Origin of the sequence: Vibrio kagoshimensis (genome assembly GCF_050337535.1) — a bacterium.
Taxonomy (GTDB): Bacteria; Pseudomonadota; Gammaproteobacteria; order Enterobacterales; family Vibrionaceae; genus Vibrio; species Vibrio gallaecicus.
Genome location: NZ_JAKJSZ010000011.1, coordinates 33,400 through 47,205, shown reverse-complemented (window position 1 = coordinate 47,205; position 13,806 = coordinate 33,400). Strand labels below are relative to the sequence as shown.

At 40.8% G+C, this 13,806-nt stretch carries 9 protein-coding genes; 5 read left to right on the top strand and 4 right to left on the bottom strand.

The window, feature by feature from the left end:
- Positions 1–195: 195 nt before the first annotated feature.
- Together hrpA and L4C37_RS11975 are read right to left on the bottom strand one after the other, a co-directional pair.
- A complete protein-coding gene (hrpA, locus tag L4C37_RS11980; RefSeq protein ID WP_429768706.1) occupies positions 196–4,191 on the bottom strand; it encodes an ATP-dependent RNA helicase HrpA in 3,996 nt (1,331 codons plus the stop codon).
- 383 nt (positions 4,192–4,574) lie between these two features.
- Positions 4,575–5,873 (bottom strand): MipA/OmpV family protein, encoded by a 1,299-nt coding sequence (locus L4C37_RS11975; protein ID WP_429768705.1) that lies wholly within the window; start codon positions 5,871–5,873, stop codon positions 4,575–4,577.
- A gap of 57 nt (positions 5,874–5,930) precedes the next feature.
- Here L4C37_RS11975 and L4C37_RS11970 point away from each other — a divergent pair, with 57 nt between their 5' ends.
- From L4C37_RS11970 to L4C37_RS11950, 5 genes are all read left to right on the top strand, one after another.
- A complete protein-coding gene (locus L4C37_RS11970; RefSeq protein WP_137372634.1) occupies positions 5,931–6,365 on the top strand; it encodes a VC1380 family protein in 435 nt (144 codons plus the stop codon).
- A 127-nt stretch (positions 6,366–6,492) separates the two neighbouring features.
- Positions 6,493–8,427 carry an alkaline phosphatase D family protein gene (locus L4C37_RS11965; protein ID WP_429768704.1) on the top strand — a complete coding sequence of 645 codons (1,935 nt, stop codon included), beginning with the start codon at positions 6,493–6,495 and terminating at the stop codon, positions 8,425–8,427.
- Between the two features lie 150 nt (positions 8,428–8,577).
- Entirely contained in the window at positions 8,578–9,027 is a 450-nt protein-coding gene (locus tag L4C37_RS11960) for a tellurite resistance TerB family protein (protein WP_273294790.1), read from the top strand.
- Positions 9,028–9,267: 240 nt separating this feature from the next.
- The gene (locus tag L4C37_RS11955; RefSeq protein ID WP_429768702.1) at positions 9,268–9,744 is read left to right on the top strand and encodes a hypothetical protein; all 477 of its coding nucleotides are present in this window, start codon (positions 9,268–9,270) and stop codon (positions 9,742–9,744) included.
- 12 nt (positions 9,745–9,756) lie between these two features.
- A complete protein-coding gene (locus tag L4C37_RS11950) occupies positions 9,757–11,442 on the top strand; it encodes an LruC domain-containing protein (RefSeq protein ID WP_273294788.1) in 1,686 nt (561 codons plus the stop codon).
- 160 nt (positions 11,443–11,602) lie between these two features.
- On the opposite strand, the gene L4C37_RS11945 is transcribed toward L4C37_RS11950, so the two are convergent.
- A complete protein-coding gene (locus L4C37_RS11945) occupies positions 11,603–12,133 on the bottom strand; it encodes a 3'-5' exonuclease (RefSeq protein WP_137372629.1) in 531 nt (176 codons plus the stop codon).
- 88 nt (positions 12,134–12,221) lie between these two features.
- Entirely contained in the window at positions 12,222–13,760 is a 1,539-nt protein-coding gene (locus tag L4C37_RS11940) for a sensor domain-containing diguanylate cyclase (RefSeq protein WP_429768701.1), read from the bottom strand.
- Positions 13,761–13,806 lie beyond the last annotated feature (46 nt).

Sequence of the window (13,806 nt, the reverse complement as noted above, 5' to 3'; positions counted from 1 at the left end):
TTAGTCTGCTTTTTGGCTTCCTTAAGTGGACATAAATTGCCACCAGACTGCCATAATTTTGTCTTACCCGTTCATATGCAAAGATTATACCTAAGTTATAGAACCATGGCTCTATGATGATAAGCTTTTGCACATCAACAAAATGTATAAGTGGTTAGTCCACTAGTTAGTTTATATCTACCTTACGCTCACGCTTTAGCAAGCATCAATTGCGTTTCTTACTCGTTTGTCCGATACAGGATAAGGCGTACCTAACTGTTGTGCAAAAAAGCTTACACGAAGCTCTTCAATCATCCAACGCACTTCTTTTACGTTTTCTGGAATGGCGATCCCTTTCGGCACTTTATTCAGGAGTTCTTTGTAATCCTTCATTACCGACTCAACTTTAATCATATGTAATCGATCTTTATTTGGGTCAATCGGCAGCTTCTCCATACGACGCTCAATCGCTTTCATATAGCGAAGAATATCAGGTAGACGTTGCCAGCCACATTCCGTTGCAAAACCTTTAAATATTAGCCCTTCAATCTGAGCTTTGATATCCGATAAAGCGAACGCCATTGAAAGATCAACTCGACCTTTCAATTTCTTATTGATATTGAATGCCGTTGTAAGAATCGTTTCGACCTGCTTTGCAATATCAACAACTGCATCGCCTAATTCAGCTCGAACGTGTTCTTTCAACGCCTCGAACTCTTCAGGTTGCCAAACAATACCGCCCTTCTCTTCAATTAACTTATCAATACCACAAGCGATACAGTCATCGATCAAATCTAATACTTTGCCGTACGAGTTAAAGTACAAACCTAGCTTAGATTTATTAGGAAGGTTGGAATGAAGGTACTTAATTGGTGACGGCACATTCAATAAAATTAAACGGCGCTGACCCGCTTTCATCGCTGAGACTTGTTCTTGCTCGGTTTCGAACAATTTAATCTCGACACTGTCTTTGGTATCAACCAAAGCAGGGAAAGCCTTCATATCGTAGCCGCCACGTTTCTGCTGATACACTTTTGGCAACTCACCAAAACTCCATGTGTGCAGATTTTGCTGTTCGATATCATCATCTGCAACTTTGGAAAGTGTTTCTTGAACCTTACCTTTAAGGCTTTCTTTCAGTTCATGCAGATCTTTATGTTCTTTAAGCTTACGTTTACGGTGATCTACCGCGCGGAAAGTGACTTTCAAGTGCTCAGGTATCTGCTCTAACTTCCAGTCTTCACGCAACACTTCAACACCTGTCATTCTTCGTAATTCTTTTTCTAAAGAATCTAATAACGGTGCTTCTAATGGCGTGACACGTGACAAAAATGCATCAGCATAATTCGGTGCTGGTACAAAGTTACGGCGCAATGTTTTCGGCAATGATTTAATTAAACTCACGACCAATTCATGGCGAAGCCCTGGAATTTGCCAGTCAAAACCAGCCTGTTCAATTTGGTTTAAAATAGGTAATGGGATATGAACAGTCACACCATCATCATTATCACCTGGCTCAAATTGATAGCTCAACTTGAGTTTTAAGCCTGATTGATGCCAGAAGTTAGGATAATCAAGGTCAGTTACATGGCTTGCATCCCCTCGAAATAGCATGGCTTTTTCGAAGTTCAGTAATTCAGGTGTTTGCTTGCTCTCTTTTTTCCACCACGTATCAAAATGGCGACCAGAAACTGCACTTTCGCTGACACGTTGATCATAAAAATCAAACAGTTCATCGTCATCAATTAGAATATCGCGACGACGAGACTTATGCTCTAACTCTTCCACTTCTTGCAATAATTTGCGATTTTGCTTGAAGAAAGAATGTTTGGTTTCCCATTCACCTTCGACCAAAGCGCTACGAACAAAGATTTCACGACAGACCGTAGCATCGATTGTGCTGTAATTCACAAGGCGCTTAGGAACAATTGGAATTCCATATAGCATCACTTTTTCATGAGCCATAACTGCGGCTTGTTTCTTTGACCAATGCGGTTCGCTGTAGCTGCGCTTAATAAGGTGCTTTGCTAAAGGCTCAATCCATTCTGGCTGAATCTTGGCAATGATACGCCCCCAAAGTTTAGAGGTTTCCACCAGCTCAGCTGACATAATCCATTTGGGCTGTTTCTTAAATAAACCGGAAGCTGGGAAGATATGAAAACGAGCATTTCGAGCGCCTTGGTATTCATTCTTCTCTTGATCTTTAATACCAACATGCGATAACAAACCAGACAATAGAGAAACATGGATCCCTTGGTAGCTACCCGGCTCACTATTGAGTTTGGTATCCATTTCACGCATGGCTTGATGGATTTGGAAGTACACATCTTGCCATTCACGAATACGCAAATAGTTTAAAAAGTCTTGTTTACACAGCTTGCGGAATTGATTACTAGACAGCGACTTTTGCTGCTCTTTGATGTAGTTCCATAAGTTAACCAGCGTGACAAAATCCGATTCTTTATCAAAGAAACGTTTATGCTTGTCATCTGAAGACTGTTTTTTTTCTGAAGGACGCTCACGTGGGTCTTGAATCGACAATGCAGAGGCAATGACCATCACTTCGTGTAAACAGTTATTGTTTGGTGCTTCTATAACCATACGAGCTAAACGAGGGTCAATAGGCAGCTTAGCCAGTTGACGACCAATTGGCGTCAGGCGCTTTTTCGAATCCGATTCAGTGTTGGCTTTCTTCGTATCGGTTGCAATCGCACCTAATTCTTCCAGTAGTCTCACACCATCTTGAATGTTGCGTTTATCTGGTGCTTCTACGAATGGGAAAGCTTGAATGTCACCTAAACCTAGCGCTGTCATTTGTAAAATAACTGAAGCTAAGTTTGTTCTTAATATTTCCGGATCGGTAAATTCAGGACGAGACTCGAAATCTTCCTCTGAATATAGGCGAATACAAATACCTTCGGCAACACGACCACAACGACCTTTACGCTGATTCGCACTTGCCTGAGAGATAGCTTCAATCGGTAAGCGCTGTACCTTGGTTCGGTAACTATAACGGCTAATTCGAGCAGTACCTGGGTCAATAACATAGCGAATGCCCGGAACAGTTAATGACGTTTCCGCGACATTGGTTGCCAGTACTATTCGACGTCCAGTATGAGATTGGAAAATACGATTCTGCTCGCCTGATGACAAACGTGCGTACAAAGGCACAATCTCAGTGTCTCGCAAATTACGCTTACTAAGCGCGTCAGCCGTATCACGGATCTCACGTTCACCATTCATGAAGATTAGGATGTCACCTAGCCCTTCATCGCAAAGTTCATCCACCGCTTCAAAAATGCCTTCCATTTGATCGCGATCGTTATCACTACTTTCGTCTCCACCTAATGGGCGGTAACGTGTATCAACCGGATAAGTTCTGCCAGAAACTTCGATAATTGGTGCATTATTGAAGTGTTTTGAGAAACGTTCAGGATCGATAGTTGCCGAAGTAATGATGACTTTAAGATCTGGGCGGCGAGGAAGAAGCTCACGTAAATAACCCATGATGAAGTCAATATTTAAACTGCGCTCATGCGCTTCATCGATAATGATGGTGTCATACTGATTTAAGAAACGGTCGTGTTGAATTTCAGCCAGTAAAATACCGTCTGTCATTAGCTTGATTTGAGTGTTATCAGAAATTTGATCGTTAAATCGAACTTTATAGCCCACAAACTCGCCAAGTGGCGTTTCCATTTCTTCAGCAATGCGGTTTGCAACTGAGCGCGCAGCAAGCCTTCTTGGCTGAGTATGACCAATTAAACCAAAACGACCACGGCCAAGCTCAGAACAAATCTTAGGCAGCTGAGTGGTTTTACCTGAACCCGTTTCACCTGCCACTATAACCACTTGGTTTTCTGCAATGGCTTTAGCGATTTCATCACGCTTTTGGCTGACTGGTAATATCTCAGGATATTCGATCGTCGGTTTGTGTGACGCGCGCTGAGTTGCCGTCATCATAGACTTAGCAATATCTAACGCTATTTCATCAAAAACAGCATTCTTTGATTGTTCGTTTTTAATTCGGCTAGCGCCTGAAATCCGCTTACTCAATCGGAAACGATCTCGCATCATGCAATCATTTAAGGCTTTGCGAAGTGATGCTGGGCTGTTTGTTGTTTTAGACTGTGAGGCTGCTGTATGTGCAGGAGCGTTTGAATCAGCCTTGGAATTAGCTGATTTCGCTTTATTATTTGGGGACGAAGTCAAAACGTGTCCTATTCTTTACCTAAAAAATCTCGCGCGATTGTACCATAAGTGAAGAATAAAAAAGCTAGGGTGATAGGTTTACTTATTTCACCTCGTCTCTACATTTAGAGTACAACATTGACTCACCTTTATGTCCGCGAACTATTGGTACCGTTGGCTATTGCTTCTATAGACTATGACTTTCATGGACTACTGTTGCAGTAGACTATTGTTGCAGTAGACTATTGTTGCAGTAGACTATTGTTACCATGAACTATTACTGCTGTGAAGTAAAAACGCCCTAGACCTTAATGTTCAAGGTTTAGGGCGTTCGCAATAGTTACTTTTGTATGTTCTGGTTCTTATTGTTTACTTCTCATCATGTAACTCATGACTAGAACGGCTTAAAACTCATATTGAACATAAATAGTATTGTAGTTACTGCCGCCTTTGATGCGTCCAAATTGAGAGGCATTTTCAAAGATAGCCGAGCGATGGTGTATAGAATACCCAACCCACAGATTGTCTAAGTCTTTTTCGTTAATCAAATCCCCTACATTGACATCCAATGAGATATCGAGGTAATTCAATAAGTGACTTGCGGTGTAGCCTTTTTCTTCCATCTCTTTCGCTTCAATGTAAGTGATAGAATCAACATAAGACATACCTTCAGCTAAACCAAATCTCCACTGAGTTGGCCAATCAAATGTATAAAATGCTTTTATCGCGACCACATATTCTGTACTACTAGACTGAACATCTGAGTTCCAGTGGTGGACAATACCTGGTGTTAAATAGATATCAATCGGCACACCAAATAACTCATCGGTTAAAGGGTGACCGTAGAAGAATGAAGTGAGCTGGTTACTGTATTCATCTTTCTCAGTATTAAGTTTCAGAATATCGCCAATATTAGATGGCGTTGCCCAGCCATGAGCAACTCTTAAATAAGGGGCGTTGCTTAACTGTGGTTTTGGTGCCTTTTCTTTATCATTAAAGAAACCGAAACCAATGAAAAATTCACTTTGGTAACGGTCATTAATGATCCTGGAGTCATAAGCATTGTCGTCTAAGCGAGTAATGCTGGTTGAGCCTAATAAATACAGGTTCGAAACGACATGATAACGAGCATCTAACCCGATATTCAAGTCAGCACCAGCGCCTACATTGTCGCCTTCTAATGCAAAGTAATAGCTATTAAAGTCCGAGCTTTTATATCGTAACGTGGCACTAGGCGTAAGCTCCCAATCACCAGACTGGTAGTAACCTTTTGCTCGCAAATTACCATGGAAACGATATCCATCGTCACTCATCACTTCGGTTTCTATTTCCCAAGTGTCATCTAACTGATAAGCAAGTTGAGCACCAAAGTCAGCAGTATCACCTTCAATTGCATTTTGTTCCGATGATGGGATATCAATAAATCGCATGCGAGAAATGGCGTTTAAAGACCACAATTCATCTTCAGTTTGATAAATGTATGCACCCATTTCAGTACCATCGATGTACACATAGTCATTTTTGAAAAACAACATAGGAACAAATGAACTGACGGTTTGATCACCTTCTGCTGTATTAAAAGGGATAGTTGCAACACGATACATTGCCGCAATACCCCACTCTTGCTCTTGGGTTGCCCAAACATTAGCAGATGACAATACTGCTGCCGTGGTCATTAAAGGTGATAAAATTTTGTACTTCATTCTTATGGGATAGCTCTTTGTATGAAAATAAAGTGACTGAATTGACAATTATTAACCATTTTATCTGAACTAGGTTTAGATTCGTTAGCAATTGACCGTTACAATAAAGCATATTCTCTGATAAATGAAAGTAATGTGAAAGTCTCAGAATTACAAAACATCATAAATAATTTACCAAATGGCGCTGATCCCGAAATCGTAATGGGAGAAGAGTGGCTACCTGAACGTTTGATAGAGACTAAACTGGATGGTGACCTGCTATTTTTAGGTTTTGATAATGCCCCAGAAGAAAATCAAGGGGATGAAGAAGGACGTGGATTCGTTGAACATGAAATCACAATGATTCGTAAAAAGTTCGAACAAATATTAGATGACAGCTCAGATACAAAAACAAAAGCTGACGCTATGTTGGCATTATTCCTAATGGGGCATGAACTTTCGAGCTCCGAAGTCATCGAAATACTGGAAGACCCAAACGCAGATAGCGAATAGTCGCCTTCTCACGTTACTACTGCCAATTAGTCGCATTGTTCAGCTCACCACTTCTCGCTCTCGCTAGCAATGCCACCTTAACTACTGCGCGAATCACCGTTTCCATTTAGATAATGTAGGACTCAGATTGAAGCTTTCAAAAACCTCACAATTGCCCTTATTAATTGCCGGTCCTATTTTACGAAAAACAACTGTCAATGAAGTTGCTTTATGGCTTGTGACCAGCCAACCAATTAAGGGAGAAGTGTTATTTTTCCACCCTAGTGAACGTGAAGCTTTTTTTCATTATGATGCAGCCCAAGCCGAATCCATTCGAGTAGGTATACATGCATGGGTAACACTGGCTTCAATTCAAGGTGAGTTTCCTACTGATACTCCTATTGAATATAAAATTAAAACGGATCAAGGTGACATTACTGACCTCGCTCCCCATTTACTTTACCAGGGTCAATCAAGGCTTAACTTTGTTATCCCAACTAAAGCCGATTATGTCTTACATGGTTCTTGCCGTAACCCTCACCATTCAAGTAAAGACAGCTTAGTCGCAGTCGATAGTAAAGTTCAAAGCCAAACTCCACTAGAACGCCCTAACATTCTCATGATGAGTGGTGACCAAATTTATGCAGATCACGTTGCAGGTCCTACACTGGATGCAATTGGACAGGTCATATCATTATTAGGGCTCCCTAATGAAACGCTACCAACTGACTCCCAACAAAGTCATATTTCTAGTGCGGAAGATCTATACACGAGTGACTTTAATTTTTACCAACGCGACAAGGTTCTACCCCATCACACAGGTTCAGATTCGTTTTTAGATAAACTATTTCCACAGCGACGAGTCCCTATATTCAGCTCTAGGGAAAATGAAAATCACTTAGTGACCCTTTCTGAATTTATTGCTATGTACTTACTGGTATGGTCTCCAACGCTGTGGGCTTTGGTCAATAAAGAGCAGTTAAGAGACCAAAACTTCAGGCATGGTCACTACACATTAACTCCCGAAGAGCAGCAGCAATGGCGTGAAGAAAATGCCGCTATTGACGACTTTGTACAAGGTCTACCTCAAGTTCAGCGTTTACTGGCTCATATTCCAACTTATATGATTTTTGATGATCATGATGTAACAGATGACTGGAACTTAACCGTCGGCTGGGAACATGCCGCAGACCAAAATGCATTTGCCAGTCAAGTGATTGGAAATGGTCTGGCTGCTTATTGGTTATGCCAAGGTTGGGGAAATACGCCAGAGAAATTTGATAGAGCATTCATAGAAAGAGTAACGAACACTTTTGCAATAAATACCAATACAGCAGAACTCAACCATAGTCATCAACAGATATTACTGCAGTCATTGAATCGATTTGAAGATTGGCACTACACCATTGAAACGTCTCCAAAGGTCATCGTACTCGATACTCGCACTCGTCGTTGGCGCTCTGAATCACGTATGAATAAACCGTCTGGATTAATGGATTGGGAAGCACTAATTGAGCTTCAGCACCAGTTGATGGGTTTAGACAAAGTCATTATTGTTTCTGCGGCGCCCATGTTCGGGGTCAAGTTCATTGAAACATTACAAAAAATGATGACTTCACTAGGACAGCCTTTAGTCATTGATGCTGAGAACTGGATGGCGCACCCAGGCAGTGCCAACACATTGATCAGTATTTTCACTCATACTAAGACGCCCACTAACTTTGTCGTTTTATCTGGTGATGTTCACTATTCCTTTGCTTACGACATCAAGCTTAGATATAGAAAAAACAGCCCTAATATTTATCAAATAACTTGTAGTGGAATTAAGAATGAGTTCCCTGCACCACTGCTAAAGTTCTGTGATATTTTCGACCGCCTCTTGTATAGCCCACATTCGGTATTGAACTATTTCACGAAAAGAAAACGTCTTAAAATTGAAAAACGTAGCCCAGATAACCAAAGCTTCTATCGATTATCGAACCGGAGTGCTATTGGTGAATTAAGACTCGATGATGAAGGGAAGCCAACTGAAATTTCAACGTTAAGCGGTACGGGTGAAAACACCCACTTTCCCGCACCCTAAATTTCCTTAATGCGGAGTACATGCTCTCATGAATACATCACCTTCATGAATGTATTCAATAAAGAGCAATGTAAATGTTGTGTCAACTTGCTTGTTATTGTGAGTAATCACCCTAATAGTATTATCAAGATGACACATTTGGAGCTTTGCATGTTTAATTCACTCACATCACTTTTTAAACAATTAATCGATGGGCAAGATCTTGGTAAGAACCCTGTATCTTCCCCTAACTTAGCGATAGCAAGTCTATTGTGTGAAGTCGCAGGAGCTGACCATGCAATTAACCCAGCAGAACAGCAAGCAAAACTACACTTACTTGAAAGGCTACTAGGGCTTTCTGAAGAAGCTTCTAAAACATTACTCATAGAAGCTGAACAACAAGTCAAACAATCGGTTTCACTTTATGATTTTACATCACAGCTACGCGAACTATCACAGCCCGTTCGCTTCGATTTAATCAAAGGAATGTGGGAAGTCGCGCACGCAGACGGTGAAATAGATCCGTTAGAAGACGCCGTAATTAGAAAAACAGCTGAGCTTTTGTACGTTGATCATAGTGAATTCATAAGAGCGAAGCTTTCCTCTCAAAACTTACTTTAACTTGTTTGTAATAAACCATAACCACTAAGAACACAGCCCCTTTATCGTCTCTTCATCCAGATTAGTTACATTCAATACGTGTAACTAATCTACTTTCAAATCGATTCTCTTATTGAGAACAACCCTAAAACTGATCTCCCCATTATAAGAAGCTCAAATAAACACTTTAAAATCAACACCTTAAACATGGCACGTTGATTGCTAAATCTTAAGCATCCCAGACAATTAAGGACGATTAAGATGAAAACACTCACTCCCTTATTTCTAACGTCAGTTATCGCTACTTCGCTCATTGGTTGTGGTGGTGACAGTGGTGGTTCAAGCTCCGGCGGCTCAGTAACCACAGTTTCAGAAACATCATTTAATGAAATTTCAGTACCCAACAACTTTGAGTGGAGAGGCGTTAACAGTCATGATTTAGCTGTGAACATCGTAAGTAGCTACTCACAGAAAAATGGCAATGCATCCCCAATTCGAGGAGCCCACATAGTCAAGTTTTATAGCATCACCTCTGACGGTATCGATGCGACTCCCTTCTATTCCGGCATCACGAATAAAGAGGGCGTGTTAAATAATGAGTTCAGCATTCCAGCTCATTGGGAAAGCATAAAAATTGTTGCAAGCGTTAGAAAGCAAAATTGCGAATCCCAATTTAGCTTAAACGAGTTGGAAGCAAGTTTAAGTGTTGCTTGTGACATTATGTTAGATGCGGATTAAGGAAGAGACGCTATGAATAATTTAAAGAAATCGATATTAGTCATGAGTTCATTTGTTGCCAGTAATTTTCCACATTATGCGCTATCTGCAGCATCTGAAAACACTTCAACAACCAACAGCGACGGGTCTATAACGGTTACTCAGAAAATCAACAGCAGCAGTACCAGCCCACATTATGTTGCACCATCAGGGTATGGTTTTGATATATACAGTAATGCTAATCAAGATTACTCTTGGCAGCATAACATTAGTGTTCCAGAAGGCTCCCAAATTACAGAAGCTACCCTGACAATCTATGCATATGATGTAGATTCAGAAGCGCACCATGGAGAGAATGGTGAATACGATAGCGTAACCGTGGATGGAACCGCTTTAACCCCAGGCTTTTTACAAGGAACAAATGGTAACTGGTCTACCACCGTTTTTGACCTGCCTACCTCAACGCTGAGTGATAATCTAGTCAACGTTGACCTTGATATAGATGTGAATAATGACGGCTGGTTAACAACTCTTGATTACAGTTTAATCAGTGTAACTTACACACAAATAAACAACGCAGCACCCAATTTACCTACGCTAAGCCGCAGCACAGGTTTAGGTTCTGACGATAATTTAGTCGTAACAGTAACCGGTCCTACCCCTGCTGATTCAGATGGTGATTCAGTGACTTATAGCTACCGCTGGTTCGTCGATGTAGGCCAAGGGTTCTATGTAGATGATGAGTTTGTAGGAAAGAGTAACAACACAGGGGCGACTCTTGACTCAAGCGAAACTGTCGCTGGTGAATTTTGGAAGGTTCAAGTCACAGCAATTGATTCAAATGGTCTAATTAGTGATATTGCAGAAATTACTTGGCCAGAAATTGGAGATAGTGATGGTGATGGGATCGCCGACAGTGATGATTATGCACCCAATGATCCTACCATTGCCTTCTACAGCAGAACGCCAACTTCAGGCTGGTACACACTTGCATTCGAAGATATGTGGCCATATGAAGGAGATTATGACCTAAACGACTTCATTACACGTTATGCATACGGCGTATATACAAATGCGAGCAACCAAATAACCCGCTTTGATTATTACGGACAAGCTGTCGCTCGTGGCGCTAGTCAAGACAACAGTTTCGCTCTGTCTCTTTCAGGTATTGAAGCTTCAAATGTCAGTTCGTTAACTAAAACATATAACGGCTCAACTGAAGCAATTGCCCCAGAAAGTGGTCACAGTGGTGAGTTAGTCATTGTCGCGATTGAAAGTATTTCTGACATGCTACCAAGTAATGGAAACTCAAATTTCTACAATACTGAATCTGGTGATGTACGAGATGCCGTTGACTACAGTCTCTCTCTTATAATTGATGGTTCAATGCCAAGCTTAAGTGGAACTGCACTAAATCCATTCATTTATAAATCAGACTCTCGTAATAAAGAAATTCATTTAATGAACTACCCGAATACCGACTTAGCAAATACGAATATTTTTGGAGTAGGCGCTGATGACTCGAGTGTCGATAACAATGAATATTACCAAACAGTGAGCGGCTTGCCTTGGGCTTTGGATATCCCAACTCAATGGTCACATCCATATGAAAGAACAGATACCTGTCAAGCTTACCCTAACATTGTAGATTGGGCTGAGTCTGGCGGAGCCAACAATGCCAGTTGGTTCCTATCACCAGTAAACGCTAAAGTATGGTAAACAGCTTACGGCTTGTAATACCAAAAGTACGATAAATGGTGTGACGATTGTAAAAACCGATCAATACGCCATAACCCAAGCAAGTCGAAAACTAAAAAGGTCGCATTTAAGCGACCTTTTATTTTGCAACAACCAAACTGAGCAAAGCAAAGCTTTAATATCACAACATAGTCAGTGCCAACTTTGCTAAATTGTACGCATCAACATAGCCCGAATGTTGTCTACCTTCCCACTCAATGTCTTGAGCTTCTTGGGCTGCACGGTGGCCAATGCGCTTTTCTTTAAGACGATTCTGAATACGATACAACGTCGCTAAGTTAATAAACTCAGAAAAAAGAGGTTCAATGCCTTTCTCTTTACATTCGTTATGTAAGATAAGGTCGTCCCTTCCCCACGCTGCATAGATCTTTTTAGGTCCACCAAAGTTTTTCAACATAGATTGAATCACGGATTCTAGTGGCCGACCTTGCTTCTCAATCTTACGAGGAGTAATACCTGTCAGTTCGGCACAAAACAAAGAGACTTCATCTTTCTCAGGCTTTACGTAGTATTGTGCTCGCTTCACGATTTTTCCTGACGAAAGATCGATTTCAGCCAAACCCACTTCTATGATTTCGCCTGTCGTACCTACGCCATTTTCGCTCCAACAGCACATTTCCAAATCGAAACATACCACTCGATTGTGATTCATACGTTGCCTAATTATCTCTTTTTAAAATTTGAACAAATTGTACCTGACACGACTCAATAACTCGACCCTATCGCTGCCAAGTGTTCAATTAGCCTGCAATTGTGACTTGATTTCGACCATTCATCTTACTTTCATATAAATGGCTATCGGCTTTCTGCAATAATTGCTCAGCAGTTTCACCATCATAAATACCCGCACCTACACTCAAAGTGCAGTGTAAGCTTTCACCTCGATAATCTATCGGTGTACTACTTACAAGTTCTAGGATTTCATTAAGGTAATCGTGTAAGTCATCATATTCATAAACTTCAGTAAGAATGCAAAACTCATCACCACCCAATCGGAATAGGTAATCAGACGAGTGCAATTGATTACCGATGATTTGACTTACATGCTTAAGCAGTGCATCCCCTGCTGGATGACCAAATTTATCATTGATGCCTTTGAATTTATCAATATCAAAACCCACTAGACTAAATCTAGGCTTTGATTTTAACCACCCCTTAAGCTTGGTATTAAAAGCTCTTCGATTTAAAAGCTCAGTCAAACTATCGTGCTCAACAAGAAAGCGAAGCTCTTCCGTTTTCTTGTCTAGCATATCTGATAAGCGCTCTTTTTCACGAACTTGCAAATTCACAATATAAGCAAGTAAAAATGAAATCATCACCCCAACGGATGCCATGCCAACTAAAACCAAGTAACCACCATTAGAGATCAGCGACCCAATCCTAAATTCAACAACCCAATCACGGTTAGGTAAGCTAATCACCTTACTAATTTGGTGCCCAGATACTTCTGCAAAACCTTCTGTTTCAAATAAAATAGGATCGTCTTCGGCATCAAAACCCAAGTCAGTCACACGAATGAAAATATCAAGATCGACTAACGTCGAGGCTAGCAAATTCTCAAAATAGTAAGTGGTACGAACCACACCAATGACGACGCCAAGTAACTCCTTGTCATCGGAGTCAAAAACTGGGTGATAAACCAACATTCCAGTTTTTTCTAAGTGTTTATCTAGACCATCTTGTAGCAAACGAACTTTATCAGAGAGATTTGCTTCTCGCGTTTCAAGGATGTTGTCGATAATAAGTTGGAAGCGCTCGCGTGAAGAGTAGAAGCCTAACAAATTAATGTTTTCAGATGTACGTGGGTGTATATCTGAAGCAATGAATACGGGCTGGTCACCCATTATATACCCTAGAGTTTTGGGACCATCTTTAGGAACGGTGAATAATTGATAAGAAGGGTGTAATGATTTTAGCCTTTGGGTATGAGCTTCAATTTGGTCACTCGATACTTTTTCCATCCACTGTAAGCCAATCAAACTTTTTGAACCCTGAATGGTTCGTTTGGCAAATGTATTGAACTTATCCCAATACTGCCTTTCAGTTGACGAGAAGAAATTAGCACCAGAACCAATATATGCCACATCATTTTTGATGAACATTCGTAAGCTTTGAACTTGACGCTCAGCGATATTGTCCATATTAGATAACATGGATTCTTTTTGGTTTATCGCAATGAAAACAAGGCATAACACAGTAACAGCGATAGAAGCAGCGAAAGTCAGCAAAGGAAGTGTTCGTTTCTTCAGCCCTGTAATAGGGTCTGCACTGTTAGGCATTAGCATTCCAAATAAAATCTTTTGATAATTAAATTATACACACGGC

Excerpts from the sequence above, each read along its gene's own strand:
- L4C37_RS11975 (WP_429768705.1), bottom strand. The coding sequence starts at position 5,873 with ATGAAGTACAAAATTTTATCACCTTTAATGACCACGGCAGCAGTATTG.
- L4C37_RS11945 (WP_137372629.1), bottom strand. The coding sequence starts at position 12,133 with ATGAATCACAATCGAGTGGTATGTTTCGATTTGGAAATGTGCTGTTGG.
- L4C37_RS11960 (WP_273294790.1), top strand. The coding sequence starts at position 8,578 with ATGTTTAATTCACTCACATCACTTTTTAAACAATTAATCGATGGGCAA.
- L4C37_RS11940 (WP_429768701.1), bottom strand. The coding sequence starts at position 13,760 with ATGCCTAACAGTGCAGACCCTATTACAGGGCTGAAGAAACGAACACTT.
- L4C37_RS11950 (WP_273294788.1), top strand. The coding sequence starts at position 9,757 with ATGAATAATTTAAAGAAATCGATATTAGTCATGAGTTCATTTGTTGCC.
- L4C37_RS11955 (WP_429768702.1), top strand. The coding sequence starts at position 9,268 with ATGAAAACACTCACTCCCTTATTTCTAACGTCAGTTATCGCTACTTCG.